Genomic DNA, 23,992 nt, shown 5'->3' with positions numbered 1-23,992 from the left:
TGAAATTTTCATTCTCTCCCCTACCCAGAAAAACAACGAACTGATCTATGCTCTCGAAGGCCTTGACAACTTGGTTTCAGTGCGGACAGTTTCCCAAAATCCCAGGATCATCAAACTCTCCTGCTTCGAGGAATCTGAATTCCGTTCAATGCTAAGCAATCTATCCGGAAAATACCATTTTTATGAGGTGCAGATGGATGAAAAAAAACTGTTGTCAGGCAATGAAGCCGTAGCCAGGGGAGCCTATGAAGCAGGCTGCAGGTTTGCGACCTCCTATCCAGGCACGCCTTCCACCGAGATTCTGGAAACAGTGCTCCGCGAATACAGCGGGATCAATGCCCAGTGGGCGACCAATGAAAAGGTGGCTCTGGAAGTCGGTTACGGAGCCTGCCTCGCCGGAGCCAGGACTCTGGTCACCATGAAGCAGGTCGGACTGAACGTAGCAGCCGATCCGTTCTTCACCATTTCCTACACCGGTGTGAACGGGGGGCTCGTGATCGTAAGCGCTGACGAGCCGGGAGTACACAGTTCGCAGAATGAACAGGACAACCGGAATTATGCGAAATTCGCCAAAATTCCCATGCTGGAGCCCTCAGACAGCCAGGAAGCACTGGAATTCACGAAATACGGATTCGCTCTAAGCGAGGAGTTTGATACGCCGGTGCTCCTGCGCCTCACTACGAGAATCTGCCACGGCCACAGCGTGGTTTATCCGGGAAAAATGCAGGACCCGACCCTGAAAGAATATAAAAAAGACTGGCGCAAGCGCGCAATGGTACCTGCCAATGCCCTCGCCAGGCACCCTGAAGTGGAAAAGAGGCTTTGCAACCTCAAGCAAGCCTCGGAAAGTTCCCCTCTCAACGACATCACCTGGAAATCATCAGACGTGGGAATCATTACTTCAGGTGTGGCTTATTTCCATGCCCTGGAAGCTTTCCCGCAGTATTCGATCCTGAAGCTCGGATTTTCCTATCCCCTCCCTGAAGCGAAAATCAAGGATTTCACGTCAAAGGTGAAACAGGTTTATCTGATCGAAGAGAACGACCCCTTCCTCGAGGAACAGGTGAGAGCACTTTGTCCTTCAGTAGAAATCCACGGAAAAGACCTGCTCCCGGTCGTGGGGGAACTTACTCCGGAAACGATCCGGGTCGCATTCAAGGGAAAGACAGGCATCAAAAAAGGCCTGGCCCAGGACGCGCTCAGGCGTCTGCCTGTATTCTGCCCCGGATGTCCGCACAGGGGCAGTTTCTACCTCACCAAAAAATACGCCCGGGTGATCACCGGGGACATCGGCTGTTATGGCCTCGCAGCCCTGCCTCCTCTCGAATGCATGGACACAATCATCTGCATGGGAGCAAGTGTAGGCATGGCCGAAGGATTTTCAAAGGTCAGACCTCTGGAAAAAGTACTGGGCGTAATCGGGGATTCCACCTTCTATCATTCTGGCGTCACCGGACTTCTTGACATTTATTTCAACAGCGCCACCAGCAAGCTTGTGATCCTGGACAATTCAACCACTGCCATGACCGGTCATCAGCCGAATCCCGGTTCTCCTGTCAACAGCCGGGGTGAACCGAGAGGCATCAATCTGGAAGCTCTGGTCGGATCGATCGGGATCAACGTGAAATCACTGGATCCGCTGAGCCTCAAAGACAGCGCCAGGGAACTCGAGCAGATCATGAATTCGCAGTCTGGAGCTGTCGTGATCTTCAAGTCTCCCTGTATCCTGCTGCCTGAAGTGGCCAAGAACAAAAAAAGCCCTTTCCGGATCGACCAGGCCGCCTGCGTGAACTGCAAAGCCTGCCTGAAACTTCTCTGCCCCGCGCTTGAAGCCGCTGAAAAGCCTCTGATCAGGGAATTCATGTGCGCCGGCTGCGGGCTCTGCGCACAGGTCTGCCCCAAGTCAGCAATCTCGGGAGTAAAAGCTCAATAATATGTGAGGTGCATCATGAACGAGCTGAAAGCATATCAGATCATCATGGCAGGAGTGGGTGGCCAGGGACTTATGAAAGCTTCTGACCTGCTGGCCAGAGCTGCTTTTCATGCCGGATTCGATGTCAAGAAGTCTGAAGTGCACGGCCTGGCCCAGCGGGGCGGAAGCCTGCTCACCCAGATCAAGATCGGTCCTGTCGTCCATTCCCCGCTGATAGACCCGGGTTACGCTGATTTCCTGCTCGGTTTTGAAAAACTGGAAGCTTACAGGTATTGCGGTTACCTGAAACCGGGAGGCCTGCTGATTTACGACGACCTGGAAATCGTCCCGATCGGTTACAGACGCGATGAGTATCCTGCTCAACTTAAAAAATTCTTTGAAGTTCAGAATTTCAGATCCCAAGAGGTGCAGGCTCTTCTGGAAGCCCAGAAACTCGGCGACACACGCATCCAGAACGTGCTGCTCCTGAAAGCCCTGAATAGTGAAATAGCGATTCCCAGGGAAGCCTGGGAAAAATCCTTTAGGGAAAGTTTCAAGCCTGGAGTATGCGAAAAAAACTGGCAGATATTCCAAAAATAGAGAAATTCGGATTTATTTCCGATATAATTAGTATCATGATCAAGTGCCTGAAAAAAATCATCCTGCTCGCATTTCTGATCCAGTCAGTGGTTCTGCAGGCCAGTCCTGACGACACCAGACTTTTCGCGGCGATCAACGAGGAAAACTTCACTGAAGTCAAGCACTTGATTTCACTGGGTGCAGATCCGGAAGCAGTGGATAATCTGAACAACGGATACACGCCTCTGATCATGGCAGCAAGGCGCGGAAACAAGGATATCGTCGAATACCTGCTCGGGGACAAGGTGGAAGTTGAAGTGGGCACTAAGGATAAAAAAGGCTTGAGCCCGCTGATGCATGCCATAGTCTGCAAACAGACAAAGATCGTCAACATGCTCCTGGAAAAAAAGGCCAAGATCAATGATTCCGACGCTTCCCAGATTACACCGCTGATGCACGCCATCTATGTCGGACAGGTGGATCTGGCCAAAATGCTGATCGAAAAAGGGGCAGACGTAAACGCAAAGGACAAGAATGGAACCACTGCTCTGACTTATGCCGTAGCTCAGCAGAACGTGAGCGCGGTTCAGCTTCTTCTGGATAAAGGCGCGTATAAGTACTCTCTGGACAATTTCGGCAATGATCCCATGAAAATCGCTACGCAGCTAAAGAACGACACCATCATCAACCTGCTCAATCAGAAGAAAGAAACCATCACCCAGAAAGCGGATTACGTTAACTTTTATAAGATCAAGGAATAGGCTCAAGCCGCCGATACTTTGAGTTCATCATCCCACAGGGTTCAGCTAGAACTGACTTAAAAATCTCAGATCCGGATTCTGGAAGTACCTGATGTCATTGATGCCGTAACGCATCATTACCAGGCGATTCAGACCCAGCCCGAAGGCGAATCCGGAATAAATCTCAGGATCAATTTTCCCGTGTTTCAGCACATTAGGATGCACGAGTCCGCAGGGCAGCAGCTCCACCCAGCCCGACTGCTTGCAGACAGGACATCCGGAACCGCCGCAGATCAGGCAGTTTATATCCAGTTCGAATCCGGGTTCCACGAAGGGGAAGAATCCAGGTCTGAGCCTGACCTTTACATCGCGGCCGAACACGTGTCTGAGCAAGGTTTTCATGGTGTAGATCAGATGGGCGACTGAAATTCCCTTGTCCACCATCAGTCCTTCCACCTGGTAAAAAGTGTTTTCATGAGAAGCGTCTGTAGCTTCATATCTGAACACCCGGCCAGGGGCAATCACACGCAGGGGCGGCTTGAACTTTTCCATGGCCCGGACCTGCACGCAGGAGGTGTGGGTGCGCAGAAGTTTACCGTTTGAAAGCCAGAAAGTATCCTGCATGTCTCTGGCAGGATGGTCGAGAGGAATGTTCAGAGCCTGGAAATTATGCCAGTCGTCCTCAGCCCATGGTCCGTCCAGAATCATGAACCCCAGGGAAGAGAAAATATCTTCGATCTCATACTGAATGCGGCTGATGGGATGGAGGGTGCCCGAGCGTTTCGCAGGCAGCGGGACCGTGATGTCGGTCCATTCCCTGGCGAGCTTTTCTTCCAGAAGCCTGCCTGCCAGGCCGTTTTTCTTTTGATTGATGGCTTCAGACAGCCAGTCCTTCAGATCATTCAAGGCTTTGCCTGCCTCTTTCCTCGTTTCCACATCGAGAGCAGCGAGCGACTTGAGCGAAGCAGTAAGCTTGCCCTTCTTGCCGAGGTAACCTATCCGCAGGTTTTCCAGTTCTTCCGATGTCCCTGCAGTTGAAAGAGCCTTGTCTATCTCGTCGCGCAGAAGGTTGATTTGTTCCATACCGTACTCCATGAATTAGTGGACTTAATTAAACTCTAAAATTCTCTGGTGCTGCCCATTTACCTGGTACAGCTCACTAAATGTTAGTGTCAGGCTGGCAAAAAGTCAAGACAACGGGATTCAGACCTGAAAACATGTTATAATATCCGCATGTCTGAAAATCCTGTCAAACTCTGCCCGGGCTGCGCGAGAAGCTGCCAGTTTGAAGAAAACTTCTGCCCCACCTGCGGATATAAATTTCTGATAAAACCTCAGGAAAGCAATCCCGGCGATGCAGGACCGATGAATGTGCCTGTAGACTGCCACCGCAGGGTCAAGCAGACTGTTTATGCAGCCTGGGAACTTTTCAACAGCAATCTGGCGCAGATGCTGGCGATCTGCCTGCTGCTCACAGTAGCTGTCAGATTAATGCATTTAGAGAAAGTGAATTTCAATTATCCCCTGCTGAGGGCAAATGTTACTGAAGAAACTGGCACACAGGAAGTCCTGTACACTTCACCACCTGTTGCCAGCACTGAAGTCACCGGCCATTCCAAGCTGAAGATTTACTATTCAGGGAAAGAAAGTGGGGATTTCTTTTTTTCCACAGTCAAACCCGAATGGCTCAAGTTCGTCCTGCAGCCCTTGACTGGCTTCCTGCTCTTTCTACTGATGGAATTCCTGTTTCTTGGTACCTATTTTTCATCACTTACTGCCATCGCTGGAAAGACTGACGTTTTCCGCGCCTTTCTCAAGATTTTCAAACGACCATTCTTTTTTTTCAAGATAGTTGCGTCTAAATGGCTGTTAATGCTGCTGGCATGCGTTTCCTGCCTGGCTCTGTTCGCTCTGTCTGCAATCATCGATTCGGGATTGGGAGTTCTGGTTTCCTTAGTGCTGTACTTTTGGGTAATCATCCTGCTCTGGAGCAGACTGATCCTGGTTTATCCGCTGGCTGCAGACCGCTCTCTGGGTCCTCTCACAGCCATCAGGACTTCCTGGACCCTGACCAGGAATAAAACCTGGACAGTTGCCTTTTTTCTGATCAAGTCCTCACTGCTCCTCTATCTGATAACCTATATGAGCTACTTCAACAACATCACAGACATCTTCGAGAAAGTCTTCAAAGCACTGAAGGACTCTAATTTCAATGTGGGCATGGTTGCAGTGTTTACCACTGATTTCATGCAGACTCTGATTACCACAGCCACTACGCTTTTCCTGATCTGCATCATTACCCTGCTCTATCGGGACTGCGGCGGAACCGACCACAACCGTCCGATTCAGGAAGGTTTCCAGAGCAGCTCTCAGAAACAGGTTTAAATCCAGATCTTGTATTTTCAAGGATATCTCATTAAAATTACACCAGCCCTTTCAAGGAGAGGATCATGGTCAAAATCGCCATTGACGGACCTGCCGGTTCCGGAAAATCTACCATCGCCAAGCTGCTTGCCCGCGAGCTCGGATATCTGTACATAGACAGCGGGGCACTCTACCGTTCCCTGACCTGGCATTGTCTTGAGAAAAAAATAGACATGAATAATGACGAGGAGATTACCAGGCTGGGATTGAGCTGCCCTCTGAAACTGCTGCTGTCCGAAAAAGGTGAGCTCAACATCTTCGTGGGTGAGACCTGCGTCAACTCCCTGATCCGCCTGGACCGCGTCAGCAGGCATGTCTCACTGATCGCCAGGCTGTCGCCACTGCGGAAAAAGGTTGTCCAGCTTTTACGGGAATTTGATCATCCCAGAGGCATAGTCATGGACGGCCGCGACATCGGCACTGTCGTCTTCCCTGAAGCAGAGTACAAGTTTTTTCTCACAGCCGGCGCAGAGGAACGGGCCAAGCGCAGGGTGAATGAACTGAAGGAGCGCGGGGAGCAGGCGGATTTTGAAGACATCCTCAAATCCATCAGGGACCGCGACCGCATCGACAGCGAACGGGCCGATTCCCCCCTCAAAGCCGCCGAGGATGCGATCAGCGTGGACACGACTGCTCTGGGGATCGACGATGTAAGGGAAAAACTCGCAGGGATGGTTTTAAATGGACATCGGGGTTAAAATATGCAAATTCTGGCTGGACATACTTCTGTTCGCCTTCATGGTCAGTGTAATTCCATCCTTCAAGGAAAAAAAAATCCCGGCAAACGGTCTGCTGCTCGCTTCGAACCATTTCAGCAACCTTGACCCTCCCCTGATCTTTTACACTTACCCGGAAATGGTTTCCATAGTTTCCAAGAAAGAAATATTAGATCTGCCGTTCATCGGCTGGCTTTTCAGGGATCTGGGCACGATCCGCATCAACCGCCAGGCCTTTGGTCAGTCCACGCTTAAAGCCATCACTGAAAGGCTAGCGGAACGGAATGTTCTGCTTTTTCCGGAAGGGACACGCAGCCTCGACGGGGAGATCAAGAACGGCAAGCCCGGCTTTGGTTACCTGGTTCAGAAACTTCGGATCCCGGTAATGCCCCTGTATATTGATTCGTTTTCGATACTTCCCAAAAAACACTTTCTCCCGGCGCCTGGAACAGTGAAAATCAATTTCGGAAAAATCTTAACTTTTGAAGAAATCTCTGCTAAAATAGGTTGCCGTGATGAAAAGGAGTCCTATCAGGAGATTACTCACCTGATTATGGAGGAAATCAGAAATCTCAGGGATGAATCCAAAAGTAACTCTGATGGAGGTGGAAAACTGAACTGATAAAAAATGATTTAGATCTCTAAAAGGCGGAAATGGGAACAAAATTTAGGAGACAATATGGACAAGAAGATGAAAATGGAAGAATTAGAAATGGAAAAAGAAGAAAACAACAAGGAAAACATCAAAGGTGGAAAAAAAGAAGGTGAAGAAATCTACGAAGATTATATGGCCAATCTTAACACGCTCAATAAAGGAGCGATTGTTAAGGGGCGGATTTCCAACATCAACGGCAATGAAGTGTTCGTTGATATCGGATACAAGTCAGAAGGCATAATCTCTGCCGATGACTTTAAAGAAGACATTGGATCACTTAAGGAAGGCAATGAAGTCGAAGTAATGATCGTCAGCCTGGACGGTTACGGAGGCTATCCGATTCTTTCCAAATCCAAGGCTGACCAGCAGCGGATCTGGAACAAGATTTATGATTCCTACGAAAATGGTGCTGAAGTCGCCTGCAGGCTCTCGGCGAAAGTCAAAGGCGGATATGAAGTTTACCTCGATGGTGTAATCAAGGCTTTCATGCCGCTTTCCCAGCTGAATCAGGAATGCAAGATGGGTGCATCAATCGGAGTGCGGGTAATCGAAGCCAACAAAAAGCGCAACAACATCGTGGTTTCCCGCAAAATCCTGCTCGAAGAAGAGCGGAAAAAGAGATTCGACAACATCTTCCAGACCACCAAGGAAGGCGATGTAGCCAAAGCCAAGGTAGTCAGGCTCAAGGACTATGGCGCTTTCATGGATTTCATGGGCGTGGAAGGCCTCCTGCACATTACCGATGTTTCCTGGGGCAGGATCGAGAAAATTGAGGATGCCCTGAAAGTCGGCGACGAAGTAGACGTCAAGATACTTAAAATAGATAAAGAAAACAACAAAGTCAGTTTCGGCATGAAGCAGCTCATTCCCGAGCCCTGGAGCTATGCCAAGGAAAAATATCAGAGCGGCTCTGAAATCACCGGAAAAGTCACCAAACTCACAGACTTCGGAATCTTCGTAAAAGTCGAGGAAGGTCTGGAGGGGCTGGTCCACATTTCGGATATTTCATGGGTCAGGCGGATCGGGCATCCCAAGGAAATAGTCACAGCCGGAGAGAATATCAAGGTCAAGGTGCTCAATGTCGATCCGGAAGCCAGACGGATTTCACTTGGCATCAAGCAGCTCTCCGAAGATCCCTGGTTCAAGGCTGAACAGCTGTATACCGTCAACTCGATCGTAACAGGAAAAGTACGTGAAATACTGAGAAACGGTTTCACAGTCGAATTGGAAGGGGATCTGACCGGATTTGTCGGGCTGCGTGATCTCTCCTGGACCAAGAAGATCAACAATGCCGGCGATGTAGTCGAAGTCGGACAGACCATTGAAGCTAAAATTCTGGAGCTGGACGGTGAACGGAGAAGGATCGTGCTCGGTTTGAAGCAGGTGCAGCCCAATCCATGGAGCATGGCCAGGGACAATTACCCTCCTGGAACAACTATCGACGGCCGCGTGACAAATCTCGCCAAATTCGGAGCCTTTGTCGAACTGGCTGACGGGATCGAGGGCCTGATCCATATCTCAGACATGTCGTGGACCAAGAAAGTCAACCATCCTTCAGAAATATTGAAAAAGGGCGATCCTGTAAAGATCAGGGTTCTGGAAGTCAATTCCGAAGAGCAGAGGATCTCGCTTGGCCTCAAGCAGGTCGTGCCTGATCCCTGGAATGACATCGAAACCAGATTCCCGGTAGGTGATGTTGTGGAAGGTCACGTGATTTCCCTTTCCTCATTCGGAGCATTTGTGGAGATCGAGGAAGGCATCGAGGGCCTGGTGCATGTCTCTGACATGTCCTGGAACAAGAAAGTGCATCACCCGAACGAAATGGTAAATGAAGGCGACCTGGTGAGGGTGAAGGTGATTGAGATCGACCCGGGCAACCGCAAGATCAAGCTCGGCTTGAAACAGGTCTCAGACGATCCGCTCAGCAAATACAGGAAAGGCGCCATCTTCGAGGGTGAAGTCACCAAACACACGGAATTCGGAATCTTCGTGAAGCTCGAGGAAGGCGTGGAAGGCCTGATCCACAAATCCCAGCTGCTGGACGAGAATGTCGATGACATCAGCAAATCCTATCCGATCGGAGATAAAATGTCAGTGATGGTGCTGGAAGCCAACAAGGACAAGCGCCAGCTGCGGCTGTCAGCCAAGGATGCGGTGAATGCCCAGAAAATCGAGGAGTACAAGAAAAACCTCGATACAAATATTTCAGGCGGAGTATCTCTTGGAGATAAAATCCGCGAAGCTTTAGCCAAGAACAACCAGAACAAGGAGGACTGACCATGTGCGCCAAGATTGCAATCAACGGTTTCGGAAGAATCGGCAGACTCGTGCTCCGCTCAGCTCTGCAGAACAAGGAACTCGAATTTGTAGCCATCAATGACCTGACCACGCCTGAAACTCTGGCACATCTCCTGAAATATGACTCGATTCACGGAATTCTCAAGGAAGATGTCTCGATCGACAACGGCCATCTAGTGGTCGGCGGCAGGAAAATAAAGGTGCTGGCCGAGAAAGACCCCTCCAATCTGCCCTGGAAAGACCTGGGAGTCGACATTGTGATCGAGTCCACGGGCAAATTCGTGGAACGAGAGAAGCTGATGCCGCACATTGCTGCCGGTGCCAAGAGGCTGATCCTGACCGCCCCTGCCAAGGACAAGGAAGGCTGCGACATTACGGTAGTGATGGGCGTCAATCACGACAAATATGATCCTGCCAAGCATAAGACTGTTTCCAATGCTTCCTGTACCACCAACTGCCTGGCTCCGGTCGCCAAGGTGCTGATGGACAATTTCGGCATCAAGCACGGCCTGATGACCACAATCCATGCCTACACCAATGACCAGGTGATCCTGGATTTCCCGCATAAGGACCTGCGCCGCGCCAGGGCTGCCGCCATGTCCATGATTCCCACCACCACCGGCGCAGCCAAAGCAGTTGCACAGGTGATTCCGGAACTGAAAGGCAAGCTGGACGGATTCGCGATGCGCGTCCCGACTCCTGATGTCTCTGTTGTGGACCTGGTTGTGACTCTGGAAAAAGATGCCACCAAGGAACAGATCAATGAAGTAGTCAAGAAAGCAGCTGAAGGCCCGATGAAGGGCTACATCGAATACTGCAACAAGCCGCTGGTCTCCATCGATTTCTGTGGAAACGAATCATCCTCTATCTTTGATTCCCTCTGCACGATGGTGATCGACAACAGGCTTTGCAAAGTCGTAGCCTGGTATGACAATGAGTGGGGCTATTCCTGCCGCGTAAGAGACCTCGCTCTGCTGATGATCAAGAAAGGCCTGTGACACCGGGTCTATACATTTGACAGAATCACATAAGCAAAAACCCGCCTCCCGGCGGGTTTTTAATTTATGATTCAACTATCAATTCTATCCTGTTGTCTGCTTTGCAGGCAGGGCAGATTTCACCCTCTTCGAAAGGATGGTAGCAGAATCTGCAGTGCTTATGAGCCAGAGGAATTTCAGAGGGAAAGTTTTTCCCGGCGAATTTATCTCTCAGTTGAGCTCTTTCAGGCAGAGCGAGAAGGTAGTTATTCCATTCACTCTCCAGCCCCTTGAAATCCATTCCGAAAAACTTCCGGCAAAGGGGATTGATTGATAACACCGGCTTTTCCGGAACAGGCGGCTGGAAATCGCGAAGGAAATCCACGATTTTATCAATACCATGTTTTTCGATCATGAATCCAGCGAAAGAACCGGCCTGGATGTCGATTCTGAAGTCCTGGCGCATACCGTAATAATTATGTCCGAGCTGGATCAGCTCCATTGGGATCAGGCACTTTTTATCCAGAAAAACCCTGCAGTAATCATGGTAGGAATTTCCGGACAGCCTGGTTCTAACAAAATTGTCGGCAAAATGGATCGGAATGCCTTCCCAGAAGATGACAGGCAGGAATTCAGTTCCGCAACGCATCTGAATCAGTATATGGGTCAGTTCGTGCCTGTGCAGCAGTTCAATCTCTTCCAGCAGGACATCAGCGGTTGCAGGGGGCTTCAGCCAAAGAAAGATCTTTCCATCAGCTGCACTGGACGTTTCCTTGTTGAAAAATACATCCGTTTTTTTAAAACCAGCTGAATCAACTCTGATGAATTGAGCCTGTTCCACAAGTATCCTGTCCAGCAGCTTTTTAACTTCGGCAGAGTTATAATCAAAACCAGTAGAATCAGAGACCCTGAAAAACTTTGATTGAAATTCACTCATAATGCTCCTTTGATCACTTCAGCACAGATTCACAACTTGCATCTGGTTGAAAACTCTCAATTCTCGAACATCGGCAGCAGGATGCAGTAATTCACTGAGTCGCTAAAGCGGCAGCAGTTCGGATTGTCTGTATTTTCAATGAAGCGGTCCAGTTTTTTCGAATCCAGGATCCTTCTCAGGCGTGAAATGTTGTTGCGGAAAGAGTTGTCATCTTCGCCAGGGACAAAACCGCGCCCCCAGATGCGGGGGTAGATCGCAGCCGCCTTATGCTCTGTCCCTGGCTTTACCGCAATTTCACGCAGCAGCCTGGCCAGCGTGCGCTTTCTGAAGATGTTTATTTCCTTTCCGTCCACATGCAGGCTGGAATTTACGAAATCTGCCAGAATCTCGAATTTCTCCGGCTTCCCGCGCAGGGAGTCGGCAGCAGCTAAATCAAGGAGCTCCGGGTTTTTCCCCCTTCTGAGGACCCTGGTTCTGTCCCTGGTCTCTGCGACTTTCCCTTTGAGCCAGGCATCGTCGCGCTCGATCGCCTCCCTGGTCTGGGAAGGCAGCTTGTCCAGCTCGCTGCGGTATTGATTGAAGCAGTCTCCTGCTTCGTCCTTTCTGCCTGCCAGTTCCAGGACTATCCCCAGCTGCCAGTAAAAAGAAGCCATCACCCCGGGGATCTCGCCATTGAGTTCACTTCTGATGCCGGTCAGTCTCTTATAGGCCTCGCTGAGCCTGCCTGAGAAAATCAGGAATTCGCAGAAATTGATCACAGCTGTAAGCTTGGCAAGCTTGTCTTCCAGCCCGTCTACAACACCCATCCCTTTCAGGAAATAATATTCCGCGTCAGCCAGATTCAGAAGCCTGAGCCAGGCTGTTCCGATACTGATGTAATTGACGCCTATGAAATCACGGCTGCCTGTCAGGCGGTACAGGTCGTGCGCTTTGAGTCTGAATTCGATTGCCCTGTCGTATGCGCCGGTCAGGCTGCAGATTTCAGCAAGCAGACCATAGCCCTCGGCTTCCTTGACCGAATCGCCGATTTCCCTGGCGATCGCGATGGCTTCATTAGCCTGGGATTCTGCCTCCACCCCGCGGTTCTGAAGAAAAAGCATGTATCCTCTAGTGTTCAAGGTGGAAACTACTCTGGCTCTGACCGAAAGTTTCCGGAAAAGGGATAAGGCTTCTTCGATCAGAGGCAGCGCCTGAGTCAGGCTGCCGTTGAGGTAGTATACGACTGCACGGGTAAAGCAATACAGAGCCCTGACATCTGGATATTCCTCTAGAGCAGGGTCTGCAGAGATTTCATCAAAAAACCTGGTTGATTCGCTGAAATTGCACATGGCCATCTGGCACTCCGCGATGTAGACCGAAACCAGCAGTTCGAACTTCCTGTTTCCTGAAGTCCCGAGAATCCGCTGATACAAGGCCAGCGCTTTTTCAGTCCTGCCTTTCATGTACTCGATATTTCCTTCCAGAAAATGCCTGTAGAAGCCTTGAATTGACACAATCACAGCTTCAGCTTCCTCAATTTTTCCAAGGTGAATCAGCTGGTCTGCCAGCATCACACGCAGTTCCTGGTTCCTGTAATGTCCCTTCTCGATCTCCCGGTTCAGGATGTGAGCTGCGTCTCCAAAAACCTCCTGGAGATAGATATTCAGATTCCCCAGTTCCAGCAATGCATCGATTGCTTTCTCCCTTTCACCGGCGATCGAGAAATGATAATAGGCCTCTCTTAGGCACTCCGGGTTTTCCTTGCAGCTTGAAAGCAGGCCTGCAGCTTCCAGATGCAGCTTCCTGCTCCTGCTTTCGCCGTTTTTATTCAAAACCATGTTTTTCAGCATTCTGGGGAGGAAAACCGCTCCTGAATGATCGCTTTCAATCAGGCAGGTATCCAGCATGCAGTCAATGGAGTCCTCCCTGCCTGCTCCGATAATCTTCCTGTTGATCGGAATCCTCAGCACACTGAGAATGGACAGCATTTTCCGCACTTCAGCGGACTGCATCTCCCAGATGAATTCTTCCAGATATCTGTCCCTGAAATTCGAAAGATCAGCTTTTTGCAGGTCAGTGAGAGTGGTTTTCCCGGAAAGCAGGATTCCGCAGGCCAACTTGACTGACAGAGGATGTCCGTTGGTCAGTTCATGGATCTTGGCACAATCCTTGGGAGGCCGGACTCCGTGAAAACCGAAAATCGAGCCTACCATCTCCGCGGTTTCAGGCTCAGTCAGTTCCCTGAGGATCTGGGTGAACACGTCAGGGACCACTGCAGGCTTCAGGTCAGGCCTTTTCTGGGAAAAAGCGATGATCGAGCCTTGAGCTGTCCTGGCCGCAACCTCGATCAGGCTCACTGCCTCTGTTTCGCATAGATGGATGTCGTCGAGAATCAGTGTGATCGATTTCTCTGCGAGAAGTGCGCATAGTTTCCCGGGTTCATTTGCCGCGGAACCGGCAGCGCTACCTGTGAGCAGGGTCAGTTTTGTGTTCAGCTCAGCGAAGAAATCCTCTGCATTCCAGTCATCCACGCAGTTGAGGCGGATTGTCTTCCGCTTTTCCATAATTTTCGCCTGAAGCGCATTGGCGGTCCAGGTCTTGCCCATGCCGGGCAGCCCGACCACGACAATGCAGCCCGCTTCCCCGATCCTCAGGTACAGTTTTTCGATCAATGCCGAACGCCCGCTATGCCCCTGCCTTGTGTTCATAACTAGAAATATACAGGTTGTTCCCGAATCCTGCAAGTCAGCATTTCCAGGGCTTTCCGCAACCATCAGCCATTCCGTTCAGTTTGGAACTTTGTTTGAATCAAGCCTGAAAAATGCTGTAGTATATTACAAATAAGTGGTGAAGCAAGTTCTATTTCGAGGACTGGAATTAGTGAACTGAAAACAAACATCGGCTGCGGCATACTGATTTTAGTTGGTTTATTATGCGTCATTCTCCCTGAGGGAAACATAGCAGGGCCGATCAAAAGTAAAATATATTATGCTCAACGCTCAATGTGGGTTATCCGCGATGCAATCATCAACTATCAGGTAAGGGAAAAATGCACCTGCAAAAGCCTGGATCTGCTGGTCCCGAAATACCTGACTGAAAACAAGAGTGATCCATGGGGAATACCCTATACAATTTTACCTGAAGATGGAGTCATCATCTCAGCCGGACCAGATCGAAAAATGGACCCAGCGAACCCTACAGATCCTGTAAATAGGGATAACATCACTGTCTCCTATCTTCCCCCGTTCGCCATCTGCGACGCGCAGCAGACTGTTGATCTCAACAACAACGGCCTGCTGGACAATGACGACGTGATCACAGTTTTTTTCAGTAAAACTCCAACACATCCGGCTGCAGCTGCGGCAGGCGGGGCTGACTTTGTTTTCAAGAGCCTGTATGACAACACTTCCACCGGAGAGATCACTTTCACATGCGGCAATCCTGACTCCTCGGACAGGGGCAGAGACGCCAACGGCCCTGTCAATGGAGACATCGGGGATCTCACTGTGCTTGAACCTGAGCCTGGTGCAGGACAAGGCGCGCTCAACGGAAAGTATGATTTCGTCAGGCTCAAGGTCACAAGAAACAAAGATGTCCCCTTTGAAGCCGAACTTTTCGTGAGATTCGCGGATTCGGCAATCAAGCCGCCCTGGTCTACCCAGAAGTATGCCGACAAAAGGCAGAATCTACCGCTTTCTGCAAAATTCAACGTCAGAGTAAAGAAACCTGGGGAATAACAAGTAAATTCCCGAATCTGTCGTGCTCTCAGTAATAGACTACCTGTGTCATACAGAACGACTGCCTCAAACTGTCATATTAAAACACTGCTTCCGGATTTGCGCCCAGGCAGATTTTGCATTGCTCGGGATAGAGGCAACTTCATTATCCCATCTGAAAATCAGGCTCACCAGTGAAATATCGTGGCTGGCACTGCTGCTCAAAATTTAATAACGACAGTTCACTGTCAAAATAAAAAAAGTATTTTGACAGTGAATGCAGGAATTGAAAAATAGTACACAGGAAGAACCAGCTCCTGGCCAATTTCGGCATGAAGCCCTTCAAGGGGCAGAGCAAAACCAGGAAAAAGCCGCAATCCCAGAACTAGCTGACTCTCAAAGCTACATCATGATCAAAATGACTTTTTGTAATGAAAAGTTGAATTACCCGGGGATTGGGAATAACATTATGTCATGAATAAGAAGATCCTGGAAAAAGTGCTTTCTGGGCTATCGGACCGGAACATCCGCTTTCTTGATTTGCGGAATTTATTGATTTCCCTGGGATTTGAAGAAAGATTACGGGGCGACCATCATATTTTCCACCTGCAGAGAATTCCTGAGATTTTGAATCTGCAACCTATAGGAGACAAAGCCAAGGCATATCAGGTGAAACAAGTCAGAATTATTATTCATAAATATAAATTGCATGACCAGGGAGGAAAATGAAACACAAATATGAAATGATCATCTACTGGAGCGAGGAAGACAATTCTTACATTGTGGAAGTACCGGAACTGCCCGGCTGCATGGCTGACGGACCAACATATTTCGACGCGATCAAGAATGCCGAGACAGTGATTCTTGAGTGGATCGACACAGCCAAAGAAATCGGACGTGAAGTCCCGAAACCAAAAGGCCGATTGATGTATGCGTGATTCAGGCAGCAAGAGATGGAAACATGCAGTTCTTTAGAAGCTTATAATCCGGTCAAAGCGCAATCTTTTCAGCAAAAAGTTCATAAAACCGCTCAAAAGCAGAAGCAAAGCAAGGAAAAAGCCGCAGCCCCAGACTTAACACCATTGCGATTTTATGTCAGTAATTTATCAACGAAATGTAATAGACTATGTAGAAAAGGTCTCATGAAAATGGGAATCTGGGTCAGATCTTGAAAATTAGCTTTTGGAAATAACCATACCTGGCTTAGTGGATGGACTGAGGTCAGTTTGAAAGGCTAAAAAATGAGCAATTACGTTAAACCAATTGAGACGGAAGAGCATCCCTCCTTTTTGGTTAAGTGCAGTTTGTGCTTCAACGGATTAATGATTGGCTTTATGGGATCCTTTTTAATCATGTTTATAGATATAAAGACAAGTGGTTACTTCTACTATTTTGTTTCGCCCTACAAATACCATGATCAAATGCTTTTCTTCTCTGTTTTTTTTACCGACTTGATTCTGATCATCGGATGCTTTGTTTTAGCATAGCGCAAGATTAATTGGCGATTTGCTTTTAGCATGATAGTCGGAGGATGTTTCCCACTAGCTGCATTTGGACTGCTTTTTTTGGAAATTTTGGTTATAAAAGGACCTTGGTCTTGAGAGAATTATGGAGATTCGGGGACAGCTTGCCGATCTATCAAGGGGCGGCGGGGAGTGACCTTGTGGCTGGGCGGAGAGGCGATTTACATGCCACTTGCTGGAAAACTTAATCCTTGTAAACACTGCCGCGGTAATCGATCGTGACGATCCTGATGGTTTTGATATCTTCATGAATTTCAAACAACAGCCTGATGTTACCTGTTCTGTATCTGAACAGGTGCGCCAGTTTCCCGTGCAGTTTCCTGAAATTTGAATCAGTTTGAGGATAATCTGAGATACAGTCAATGGCTCCGGCGATTCTGCTCTGCAGCTTCTGATTGGCTTTTTGATAAAATCTGGCTGCGTCCCTGTGGAGAATTACCTTATACTCTCCCACGATTTGTAGGACCCCTTTTTCTGTGTTTTCCAGTCCTGATCGGCTTTTTCCACCTTTTCCATTAAAGCTGCATTGGCCATGATCTCGAAAGATTCTTTCCAGGCACTAAGGTCTTCTGCGATGATGTCATGCACAAGAATTTTGAATTCATCAACTGTCAGGTCAGAAACTTTGCGGCAGGTTTTCATGATCAATCCTGTTTTCTTTAATTCTATGAATAATCCTGCCACTTGTCAAAATCTGGAGACTCGGGGAAATCTGAAGATCTGTCAACGGGCGGCGGGGACTGACTTTGTGGTTGGGAATGGTCGCGGATTCAGTTTTATCAGTTCCGGAAGGCACCCTATCTAAACCCAATGCCTATTGCCTGTTTCCCATAACCTGTTACCACTGGAGTACTGGAAAGAAAACAGGCTCTGTATTATCATATTGAAAAATTATCTGGCCGGAATTCCGGTCATTGGTTAATGGAGGATAAATAATGCAGATCAGAACCATCAAGAACGCGGATCTTAACGGTAAGAAAGTGTTGCTGAGAGTAGATTTCAACGTTCCCTGCAAGGGTACAACCATCACGGATGACGCGCGGATCGTGAAAGCACTGCCTACCATCAAGTACATTCTCGATAAAGGCGCTAAGCTTATAGTCATGACACATTTCGGAGATCCCAAAGAAGAGGATTTACAGAATTTCAAGGTGGACCACATCGCGAAAAAATTCTCTGAACTGCTGCGCCGGCCGGTCAGGAAACTCGACAACTGCATCGGCGAAGATGTGGAGAAAACCTGCAATGCCATGAAGCCTGGCGATGTGATCATGCTGGAGAACGTGCGCTTCCATAAGGGCGAAAAGAAGAATGACCCGGAATTCTGCAAGAAGCTCGCGAAGCTCGGCGAGATCTATGTGAATGACGCTTTCGGCGCAGCCCATCGCGCCCATGCTTCCACTGCCGGCATCGCGGATCTTCTCCCTTCCTATGCCGGATTCCTGATGGAAAAAGAGATCACTGCCCTGGCCGGAATCATGCAGAACCCTGAGCGGCCATTTGTCGGAGTGCTGGGAGGCGCCAAAGTCTACAGTAAAATTCCGGTGATCGAAAACATGCTTCCCAAAGTCGACAAGCTCCTGATCGGCGGCGCGATGGCTTTCACATTCGCCAAAGCCCAGGGATATAAAGTAGGAGACTCGCTTGTGGAAGACGATTTCATCGAGACAGCGAAAAAACTGATCGAAAAGGGCATAGGCAAGCTGGTCTTCCCTGTCGACTATATCATCGCTTCAGAAGTCAATGAAAACGCCAAGACAGAGACTGGATTCGAAATCAAGGCCGGCCAGAAAGGCCTGGACATAGGTCCCAAGACTCTGGCTCTCTTCCAGAATGAACTTTCACACGCCAAGACAGTGATCTGGAACGGCCCGATGGGTGTATTCGAGATCAAGAAATTCGCCAAAGGCACATTCGACCTCGCCAAATACCTTTCCACCTGCAAGGCCAAAGTAGTGGTCGGCGGCGGAGACTCAGCCTCAGCCATCAAGGAAGCAGGCCTCGAAGATAAGATCTACCATGTTTCCACAGGCGGCGGTGCCTCGCTGGAGCTTCTGGAAGGCAAAACTCTGCCTGGCGTTGAAAAACTGATCATCAAGGAGGGTGCGCAAAGTGCGTAAACCGATCATAGCAGGAAACTGGAAAATGAACAATGGGCCAAAGGAGACTGCCGAGTTTCTTTCGACCTTTAAAGCTTCGTATAAAAATAAGAATTCAGCCGAAGTCGTGCTCGCACCTCCATTCTGTTCGCTTGCTGCCGCGAAAGAAGGGACTGCTGGAACAGAGATCAGACTCTCTGCCCAGAATGTATATTACCAGGACAATGGTGCATATACCGGAGAAATTTCCTGCAGAATGCTCAAGGAACTGGGCGTTCAATATGTGATCATCGGTCATTCGGAGCGCCGGCACGTCCTGGGCGAGATCAATGAGCTGATCAACAGGAAAACTCTCAAGGTGATCGCCGAAGACCTGATCCCGATACTCTGCGTCGGAGAAAAACTGGACGAACGCGAAGCAGGCATCACAGAAAAAGTCGTCAATCTGCAGCTGGAAAAGGGCGTCCAGAACATCCCGGCAGATAAGATCGGACAGATTGTGATCGCCTACGAACCTGTCTGGGCGATCGGTACAGGCAAGAACGCGAGCGCTAAAGATGCCGAAGATGTCTCCAAACTGATCCGCGACATCCTGGCAGGGCTTTACAACCGCGAAACTGCAGACAAAGTCAGAATCCTTTACGGCGGCAGCGTGAAGCCGGAAAACATCACTGAATACATGAAATGTTCCAATGTGGACGGGGCACTGGTAGGCGGAGCTTCGCTCAAGCCCGACGGATTCTTGAAACTGCTCAATTACTGAGGAATCTATGCTTTTTCTGGTGAATATTCCCTACCGCGAGAGCAAGAACCGCAACAAGCGGTATTATGTGGAATACGAGATCAGGGCCGAAAGTACGGAAGAAGCCCTGGATGCAGCCAAGAAGAAATTCAATAATTATGAGCAGTATAACTTCGCTTCCTGGGAGCGTTTCATGTTTGAGGAGGAAGTCGAGATTTCCCCTCTTCTCAATGGCAATGTCTTCCAGATCGAAAAATACCAGGATTTCATCCCCCTTTATTCCGGATTCAAGGAAGAGGAAAAGCTTTTTTACCTGAATCAGCTTTCCAAACTGAAAAAGGAAGATAAATGCATTCTCTTTTACGATTTCCTGCTCAAGGATCAGAGTCCGAGGATCAAATCTTTCATCATCTCCCTGGTCGGCCGGAATGACTGTCACGAAGACCATGATAAACTGATCCAGTTTCTGGATGACCCGGATGCCAGGGTACGCGCCAACACCATCGAAGCCCTGGAGAATTTCGGAGTCAAGGAACTGATTCCTGAATTCATCTCCCTGCTCGCCGACGAAAACAACCGCGTCCGGGCCAATGCGATCAAAGCACTATGGAAACTGGGCGAAAAGAACCTGGAAACCCACATCGTGAAAATGCTCAAAAGCTATAATTCACTGATGAAATCATCTGCCCTGTATGTGCTCGGGGAGATCGACTTTCCGGGAGCGGTTGACATGATCATCAAGTTCATGAAGGACGATGATGAACTGGTACGCTTCAATGCCGGCAGATCACTTCTGAAAATCATCCGCTTCGAAGATCTGGAAAAAATCATCCCTTATCTCGGGGACCCCGACGACATTATAAAAGTATACGTGAAAAAGTGCTTCCTGAAATTCAATGGAGAGGCTGTATCCTTACTGGTCAAATCAGTCGAAGAGGAAGACGGGCTTCCCTGGAACGAGATCAATGAGATTCTCCGTGAAATCGGCGAGGAACGCCTGAAATCCGGAGACCGCTGGGGATTCTTCAAGATCATGCTCAAGCGGGCTTTCCACTATCTAAGAAGATAAGAGGAACCAGCCTACTAACCTGTAAAACACTTGCAGCATAGCAGTAATCTTATGATTCGATCATCAATCTCAATTTACCCTCAATTTTACCGATAAAATTACAAACCACGAAAGGAGTCACAGCAATGGACAAGAAAGATGATAACATCAGAGAAAAACTCATAGAAATTCTGTCACACCTCAAGCAGGTGGCCAATCGCCTGGAAAATATCAAGAAAGAGATCAATATCATAGAATAGAAATCAATTAAGGAGGGGAACACCGATGATCTCAAAGATTTTGTGTGAAGGGTGTAGAAATGATGTACCGTGTGACGAGTGCATCGTGTTTTTCACCAAGCAGAAAGAACTGCTGCAGCAGTTCGTCCTGAAGCCGGACAAGAAAAGTACCAAGAATTGAGTATCTGAAAACCTCAATCGAAAAAAAAACAGTCCCACTGGGGACTGTTTTTTTATTTCAATCAGATATTACATTACTCAAGCAGCTTGCTGATTTCCTCGTATCCTTCCTGATCTTTGATCTTTGCCGCTATTTCAGCCCTGATTGCAGGTTCAAGGTGAGGAAGCAGAATTTTAAGCTCAGCCACCACCTGTTCCCTGGCATTCAGGTCCTGGTCCAGGCTGTCTCCTGCATACCCGAAGATATTGTAACGGATTCTATTGTTGATCTCGCCAAGGTCTTTGACTTTGTCGCGTACTGAATGTCTGACAGTACCGAGGACGAACCAGTCTAAAAATTCGTCCCAGAGGCAGTCTTTGCCGAAACTGAGGTTTTTCAATTGCTCCCTGTACAGCTGGTAGCGGTCTTTCTCCGGCCACCAGATGCCGAGTCCTCCCAGTCCCAGGCGGTTATATTTTCCTACAGTCCATAGTGTCGCACGAACTGACTTGAAATTATCCAAGATTTGTCCCGCAATTTCCTTGATGGTTCCGTAATTCGGAGCATTTTTGAAATTGATGTTGCCGTTTACAAGCTGCAGGCAGAACTGCTCGACATCGTAATAGCGCACCACTTCGCCGAATCCGGTCAGGCTATAAATCGACATCTGGCCCTTAACTTTCATCAGCTCTTCCACCAGGCGGTTGAGATTGGACACAATTGTCTTGGGATTGGCGATGAAGGTCGAGGAGACAGTGCCTCCGAACATGTTCACAAGCGTCTGATAGAATGATCCGCCGCCGACGTAAGCGTGGCAGTATTCGTCGCAGAGAGTAAGCCAGGCGACATTAGGATCATCCTTGATCGGCAATAGGAAAGAGGTATACTGCACTCCTTTGGTGAGCACGCCGGCCTCTGATCCGATCATCAGAGTCACCACATCTTTCAGTTCATATAATGTTTCGATGTTTTCCAGCAGGCAGGAGTCAAAAACAACCATGTTCATCTTTCTGCCGATAGCCTTGTTGAATTTTTCGATGGCAGCCTTAAGTTCAGGAATAGTGATCGAATCAGCTTCCAGATCATCGTATGAAACGGCCCTTGAATCCAGCGTTTCCACAGGTACTGTATTCGAAGTCTTGGTTACAACTGGTACTTCCTTGCCGGCTGCCAGTGGCAGTTCCAGGTCAGAATAGGACTCCCAGCCGCTGCCGTGGCCGCAGATGAAGAGTATGTATTTGTCGGCAGGATAATTTGTTTTGCAGTATGTCAAAAAATCAGACAGCACATTCACATCACCCATGTTCTGTTCGCCAAGGTGTTTGATCAGCTTGACTGAATTTTCACTGACTCGGTATCTGGAGGTACCTGTGTCATAAGGATCAGGGACATAATATTTCTTGTCTGAGCAGGGATCAGTCTTCACCCAGTCGGCTTCCACGATCACGTTCATGTCTGAAGACTCGTCGACTGAAGCCAGTTCCGTGAGATTGTTGACCATCTCGTCTTCAATGTCCGGAGCTGCGGTCATGTAAAACATCAGGGTCCACTTGGCCTGCCCGGCTGAAAGGCACAAACCTGCTGCCAGGATCATCACCAGAACGGCAAAGTTTTTCATCAACTTCCCCCTATTGATTACTGCATATAAATATTATACCCGGAAATACCTGAAAAACAATGGAGACACTTGTCTTAAGATTAGTGCTCCATGAGCCTCTAACAAAATATCCACCCAAAATGCAATGTAAATAACATTTTGTAAGAGGCTCAATGGAATCCCATCTAAATTTGAATTTCAGCGGGAATTGAATCTTGAAGCTTACTTGTATCCGAATTGTTTCAGCAGGAATTCTTTTTTGCGCCAGTTGTCGTAGTTTTTGACCTGCAGGTCGAGGAAGATCTTGCGGTTTGTAAATTTCTCGATCTTTACTCTGGCTGAGCCGCCTATTTTTCTGATCATTTCCCCGTTTTTTCCGATGATGATGGCTTTCTGCCCGCTCTTTTCGCAGTAGATGATGGCTTTCACATAGACCATGCCATTTTCCCGGTCCTTCATTTCCTCTACAATCACGCCTGACGCATAGGGCAGTTCATCTGAGAGCTTCTCATAGAGTTCTTCGCGGATGAATTCTTCCACGATGTCCCGCTCGCGTTCAAGAGAGATCAGTTCGGGATCGTACAGGTATTCTTCAGTCTCGCTGAGAAATTCGTCCAGAGCCGGAAACAAATGGTCCAGGCTCAGATCGCGCAATGCAGACATAGCTACGACTTTCCTGAAAAGTCCATTACTTTCCAGTTCCTGCTGCCGCCTGGCCAGGGAATCTCCGCCCAGCAGATCAATCTTGTTGAGGACGCAGACCACCGGTTTTTTCTTCCATCTAGCCGTCAGTTCCGGAGGAATAGTTGAATCATCATCAGCGGCAGTGATGAAAATTATCAGTTCGCAGCCTGTAATCGCGGCATCGATCTGCGAAATCAGGAATTTATCGAGCTGATTCTTTTCAGCAGGGAAAAATCCCGGAGTATCGAACAGCACCAGCTGTCGCTCCTTGTCAGTGCAAAGGTAAATCATTTTTTTCCTGGTGGTCTGGGGTTTCGGAGATACGATCGCCACCCGTTCTCCGACCAGGCGGTTGATTAGAGTGGATTTGCCTGAATTCGGCAACCCGCAGAGTGCGACATAGGCTGTTTTCATGGAAGCAATGTATCTGATTAGGGATTACTATGCAAACAGCAAAAGGTTCGAAAACTGAAACTCGGAAAAATTTGAAGAGCAGAGAATTTGTTCCTGCGAAGGAGTTCAAAGGCGTCGCTACCGGCCTTGTGCATGGCAGAATCCTGTCCAAGCCTGCAGATAAGTGAAGTCCTGCTTGCCGGTTTTTCGGCTAGCAGGACGTAACGACCGGAGCAGGAATAAGTTCTCTGCTTCAACAGGCCTAATAAGTGTGATAGTCTACGCCCATTTCCTCGGGGAGAACCTCAATCCAGGTCGAGCCCTGGTTCAGTTCCAGCAGGTCGCCGTTGGCATCATAAAATTTGACTGGAGTCTCCGAATTTTCCTTGAGCCAGACGCCCTTGACAGTGTCCCCGCCGCGGAAGGCAAGCAGGGAACCGAATCCAACTGTAGAAGGAGTGAAATTTTCCTGCTCCCGATCCGACTTGATCATCTGGAAGACCACATTGTCGCATTCCAGAATGGCAGCATCGTTCACCAGACGGACGTATTTTTTCAAGACCGGACTATAGCG

Annotated in this window: 24 protein-coding genes; 16 read left to right on the top strand and 8 right to left on the bottom strand. The window is 48.7% G+C overall.

The features are described from left to right. The first annotated feature begins 193 nt into the window (after positions 1-193). Genes iorA through PHW04_14210 form a run of 3 tightly spaced genes read left to right on the top strand, consistent with a single transcriptional unit; the run spans position 194 to position 3,252 of the window. Positions 194-1,933, top strand: a complete 1,740-nt coding sequence (iorA, locus tag PHW04_14220; protein MDD2717043.1) for an indolepyruvate ferredoxin oxidoreductase subunit alpha — start codon at positions 194-196, stop codon at positions 1,931-1,933. 15 nt (positions 1,934-1,948) lie between these two features. Continuing rightward, a complete protein-coding gene (locus PHW04_14215; GenBank protein MDD2717042.1) occupies positions 1,949-2,512 on the top strand; it encodes an indolepyruvate oxidoreductase subunit beta in 564 nt (187 codons plus the stop codon). A gap of 35 nt (positions 2,513-2,547) precedes the next feature. Next, positions 2,548-3,252: an ankyrin repeat domain-containing protein gene (locus PHW04_14210; protein MDD2717041.1), complete on the top strand. Its 705-nt coding sequence runs from the start codon at positions 2,548-2,550 to the stop codon at positions 3,250-3,252. Between the two features lie 45 nt (positions 3,253-3,297). Here the strand turns inward: PHW04_14210 and pheS are convergent, their stop codons facing one another. Continuing rightward, positions 3,298-4,326, bottom strand: coding sequence for a phenylalanine--tRNA ligase subunit alpha (gene pheS / locus PHW04_14205; GenBank protein ID MDD2717040.1), 1,029 nt, complete (start codon positions 4,324-4,326; stop codon positions 3,298-3,300). A gap of 138 nt (positions 4,327-4,464) precedes the next feature. Between pheS and PHW04_14200 the strand changes: the two genes are divergently transcribed. The 5 genes from PHW04_14200 (at position 4,465) to gap (ending at position 10,322) form a co-directional block, all read left to right on the top strand. Beyond that, the gene (locus PHW04_14200) at positions 4,465-5,616 is read left to right on the top strand and encodes a zinc ribbon domain-containing protein (GenBank protein MDD2717039.1); all 1,152 of its coding nucleotides are present in this window, start codon (positions 4,465-4,467) and stop codon (positions 5,614-5,616) included. Positions 5,617-5,681: 65 nt separating this feature from the next. Then, positions 5,682-6,353 (top strand): (d)CMP kinase, encoded by a 672-nt coding sequence (cmk, locus tag PHW04_14195; protein ID MDD2717038.1) that lies wholly within the window; start codon positions 5,682-5,684, stop codon positions 6,351-6,353. Beyond that, the gene (locus PHW04_14190; GenBank protein MDD2717037.1) at positions 6,337-6,993 is read left to right on the top strand and encodes a lysophospholipid acyltransferase family protein; all 657 of its coding nucleotides are present in this window, start codon (positions 6,337-6,339) and stop codon (positions 6,991-6,993) included. The genes cmk and PHW04_14190 overlap by 17 nt, the downstream gene beginning before the upstream one ends. Positions 6,994-7,050: 57 nt before the next feature. Then, a complete protein-coding gene (locus PHW04_14185) occupies positions 7,051-9,303 on the top strand; it encodes a S1 RNA-binding domain-containing protein (GenBank protein ID MDD2717036.1) in 2,253 nt (750 codons plus the stop codon). Between the two features lie 2 nt (positions 9,304-9,305). Further along, positions 9,306-10,322, top strand: a complete 1,017-nt coding sequence (gap, locus tag PHW04_14180; GenBank protein ID MDD2717035.1) for a type I glyceraldehyde-3-phosphate dehydrogenase — start codon at positions 9,306-9,308, stop codon at positions 10,320-10,322. 64 nt (positions 10,323-10,386) lie between these two features. Here gap and PHW04_14175 read toward each other — a convergent pair whose 3' ends face one another. Then, positions 10,387-11,238, bottom strand: a complete 852-nt coding sequence (locus tag PHW04_14175) for a hypothetical protein (protein ID MDD2717034.1) — start codon at positions 11,236-11,238, stop codon at positions 10,387-10,389. 56 nt (positions 11,239-11,294) lie between these two features. Then, on the bottom strand, positions 11,295-13,925 hold the full coding sequence (locus tag PHW04_14170) for a tetratricopeptide repeat protein (protein ID MDD2717033.1): 2,631 nt from the start codon (positions 13,923-13,925) through the stop codon (positions 11,295-11,297). Between the two features lie 294 nt (positions 13,926-14,219). Between PHW04_14170 and PHW04_14165 the strand changes: the two genes are divergently transcribed. The 4 genes from PHW04_14165 (at position 14,220) to PHW04_14150 (ending at position 15,871) form a co-directional block, all read left to right on the top strand. Beyond that, on the top strand, positions 14,220-14,954 hold the full coding sequence (locus PHW04_14165) for a hypothetical protein (GenBank protein MDD2717032.1): 735 nt from the start codon (positions 14,220-14,222) through the stop codon (positions 14,952-14,954). A gap of 256 nt (positions 14,955-15,210) precedes the next feature. Beyond that, positions 15,211-15,411 (top strand): hypothetical protein, encoded by a 201-nt coding sequence (locus PHW04_14160; protein MDD2717031.1) that lies wholly within the window; start codon positions 15,211-15,213, stop codon positions 15,409-15,411. Next, complete coding sequence (locus PHW04_14155; protein MDD2717030.1) at positions 15,408-15,662, top strand: type II toxin-antitoxin system HicA family toxin; 255 nt, start codon at positions 15,408-15,410, stop codon at positions 15,660-15,662. Before PHW04_14160 ends, PHW04_14155 begins: the two co-directional genes overlap by 4 nt. Next, positions 15,659-15,871: a type II toxin-antitoxin system HicB family antitoxin gene (locus PHW04_14150; GenBank protein ID MDD2717029.1), complete on the top strand. Its 213-nt coding sequence runs from the start codon at positions 15,659-15,661 to the stop codon at positions 15,869-15,871. The genes PHW04_14155 and PHW04_14150 overlap by 4 nt, the downstream gene beginning before the upstream one ends. A 769-nt stretch (positions 15,872-16,640) precedes the next feature. Here the strand turns inward: PHW04_14150 and PHW04_14145 are convergent. Together PHW04_14145 and PHW04_14140 are read right to left on the bottom strand one after the other, a co-directional pair. Then, on the bottom strand, positions 16,641-16,910 hold the full coding sequence (locus PHW04_14145; GenBank protein ID MDD2717028.1) for a type II toxin-antitoxin system RelE/ParE family toxin: 270 nt from the start codon (positions 16,908-16,910) through the stop codon (positions 16,641-16,643). Next, positions 16,892-17,098, bottom strand: a complete 207-nt coding sequence (locus PHW04_14140) for a hypothetical protein (GenBank protein MDD2717027.1) — start codon at positions 17,096-17,098, stop codon at positions 16,892-16,894. The genes PHW04_14145 and PHW04_14140 overlap by 19 nt, the downstream gene beginning before the upstream one ends. Before the next feature lie 293 nt (positions 17,099-17,391). Between PHW04_14140 and PHW04_14135 the strand changes: the two genes are divergently transcribed. The 4 genes from PHW04_14135 (at position 17,392) to PHW04_14120 (ending at position 20,765) form a co-directional block, all read left to right on the top strand. Continuing rightward, the gene (locus PHW04_14135) at positions 17,392-18,576 is read left to right on the top strand and encodes a phosphoglycerate kinase (protein ID MDD2717026.1); all 1,185 of its coding nucleotides are present in this window, start codon (positions 17,392-17,394) and stop codon (positions 18,574-18,576) included. Next, on the top strand, positions 18,569-19,318 hold the full coding sequence (gene tpiA, locus PHW04_14130) for a triose-phosphate isomerase (protein ID MDD2717025.1): 750 nt from the start codon (positions 18,569-18,571) through the stop codon (positions 19,316-19,318). The genes PHW04_14135 and tpiA overlap by 8 nt, the downstream gene beginning before the upstream one ends. Before the next feature lie 7 nt (positions 19,319-19,325). After that, entirely contained in the window at positions 19,326-20,366 is a 1,041-nt protein-coding gene (locus PHW04_14125; protein MDD2717024.1) for a HEAT repeat domain-containing protein, read from the top strand. A 264-nt stretch (positions 20,367-20,630) separates the two neighbouring features. Continuing rightward, positions 20,631-20,765, top strand: coding sequence for a hypothetical protein (locus tag PHW04_14120; protein ID MDD2717023.1), 135 nt, complete (start codon positions 20,631-20,633; stop codon positions 20,763-20,765). A gap of 73 nt (positions 20,766-20,838) precedes the next feature. Here the strand turns inward: PHW04_14120 and PHW04_14115 are convergent, their stop codons facing one another. The 3 genes from PHW04_14115 to PHW04_14105 form a co-directional block, all read right to left on the bottom strand. Then, positions 20,839-22,362 carry a clostripain-related cysteine peptidase gene (locus tag PHW04_14115; protein ID MDD2717022.1) on the bottom strand — a complete coding sequence of 508 codons (1,524 nt, stop codon included), beginning with the start codon at positions 22,360-22,362 and terminating at the stop codon, positions 20,839-20,841. A 201-nt stretch (positions 22,363-22,563) separates the two neighbouring features. Next, positions 22,564-23,439: a GTPase Era gene (gene era / locus PHW04_14110; protein ID MDD2717021.1), complete on the bottom strand. Its 876-nt coding sequence runs from the start codon at positions 23,437-23,439 to the stop codon at positions 22,564-22,566. Between the two features lie 241 nt (positions 23,440-23,680). Further along, positions 23,681-23,992, bottom strand: a 312-nt coding sequence (locus PHW04_14105) for a DUF3048 C-terminal domain-containing protein (protein ID MDD2717020.1), incomplete at its 5' end; no start/stop codon positions are given.

It is taken from the genome of Candidatus Wallbacteria bacterium (assembly GCA_028687545.1).
Lineage (GTDB): Bacteria > Muiribacteriota > JAQTZZ01 > JAQTZZ01 > JAQTZZ01 > JAQTZZ01.
Note: the sequence above shows the minus strand (reverse complement) of the source record. Positions and strands in the feature narration are given on the sequence as shown.

Excerpts from the sequence above, each read along its gene's own strand:
- iorA (MDD2717043.1), top strand. The coding sequence starts at position 194 with ATGGATGAAAAAAAACTGTTGTCAGGCAATGAAGCCGTAGCCAGGGGA.
- PHW04_14215 (MDD2717042.1), top strand. The coding sequence starts at position 1,949 with ATGAACGAGCTGAAAGCATATCAGATCATCATGGCAGGAGTGGGTGGC.
- PHW04_14210 (MDD2717041.1), top strand. The coding sequence starts at position 2,548 with ATGATCAAGTGCCTGAAAAAAATCATCCTGCTCGCATTTCTGATCCAG.
- pheS (MDD2717040.1), bottom strand. The coding sequence starts at position 4,326 with ATGGAGTACGGTATGGAACAAATCAACCTTCTGCGCGACGAGATAGAC.
- PHW04_14200 (MDD2717039.1), top strand. The coding sequence starts at position 4,465 with ATGTCTGAAAATCCTGTCAAACTCTGCCCGGGCTGCGCGAGAAGCTGC.
- cmk (MDD2717038.1), top strand. The coding sequence starts at position 5,682 with ATGGTCAAAATCGCCATTGACGGACCTGCCGGTTCCGGAAAATCTACC.
- PHW04_14190 (MDD2717037.1), top strand. The coding sequence starts at position 6,337 with ATGGACATCGGGGTTAAAATATGCAAATTCTGGCTGGACATACTTCTG.
- PHW04_14185 (MDD2717036.1), top strand. The coding sequence starts at position 7,051 with ATGGACAAGAAGATGAAAATGGAAGAATTAGAAATGGAAAAAGAAGAA.
- gap (MDD2717035.1), top strand. The coding sequence starts at position 9,306 with ATGTGCGCCAAGATTGCAATCAACGGTTTCGGAAGAATCGGCAGACTC.
- PHW04_14175 (MDD2717034.1), bottom strand. The coding sequence starts at position 11,238 with ATGAGTGAATTTCAATCAAAGTTTTTCAGGGTCTCTGATTCTACTGGT.
- PHW04_14170 (MDD2717033.1), bottom strand. The coding sequence starts at position 13,925 with ATGAACACAAGGCAGGGGCATAGCGGGCGTTCGGCATTGATCGAAAAA.
- PHW04_14165 (MDD2717032.1), top strand. The coding sequence starts at position 14,220 with ATGTGGGTTATCCGCGATGCAATCATCAACTATCAGGTAAGGGAAAAA.
- PHW04_14160 (MDD2717031.1), top strand. The coding sequence starts at position 15,211 with ATGCAGGAATTGAAAAATAGTACACAGGAAGAACCAGCTCCTGGCCAA.
- PHW04_14155 (MDD2717030.1), top strand. The coding sequence starts at position 15,408 with ATGAATAAGAAGATCCTGGAAAAAGTGCTTTCTGGGCTATCGGACCGG.
- PHW04_14150 (MDD2717029.1), top strand. The coding sequence starts at position 15,659 with ATGAAACACAAATATGAAATGATCATCTACTGGAGCGAGGAAGACAAT.
- PHW04_14140 (MDD2717027.1), bottom strand. The coding sequence starts at position 17,098 with ATGAAAACCTGCCGCAAAGTTTCTGACCTGACAGTTGATGAATTCAAA.
- PHW04_14135 (MDD2717026.1), top strand. The coding sequence starts at position 17,392 with ATGCAGATCAGAACCATCAAGAACGCGGATCTTAACGGTAAGAAAGTG.
- PHW04_14125 (MDD2717024.1), top strand. The coding sequence starts at position 19,326 with ATGCTTTTTCTGGTGAATATTCCCTACCGCGAGAGCAAGAACCGCAAC.
- PHW04_14120 (MDD2717023.1), top strand. The coding sequence starts at position 20,631 with ATGATCTCAAAGATTTTGTGTGAAGGGTGTAGAAATGATGTACCGTGT.
- PHW04_14115 (MDD2717022.1), bottom strand. The coding sequence starts at position 22,362 with ATGAAAAACTTTGCCGTTCTGGTGATGATCCTGGCAGCAGGTTTGTGC.
- era (MDD2717021.1), bottom strand. The coding sequence starts at position 23,439 with ATGAAAACAGCCTATGTCGCACTCTGCGGGTTGCCGAATTCAGGCAAA.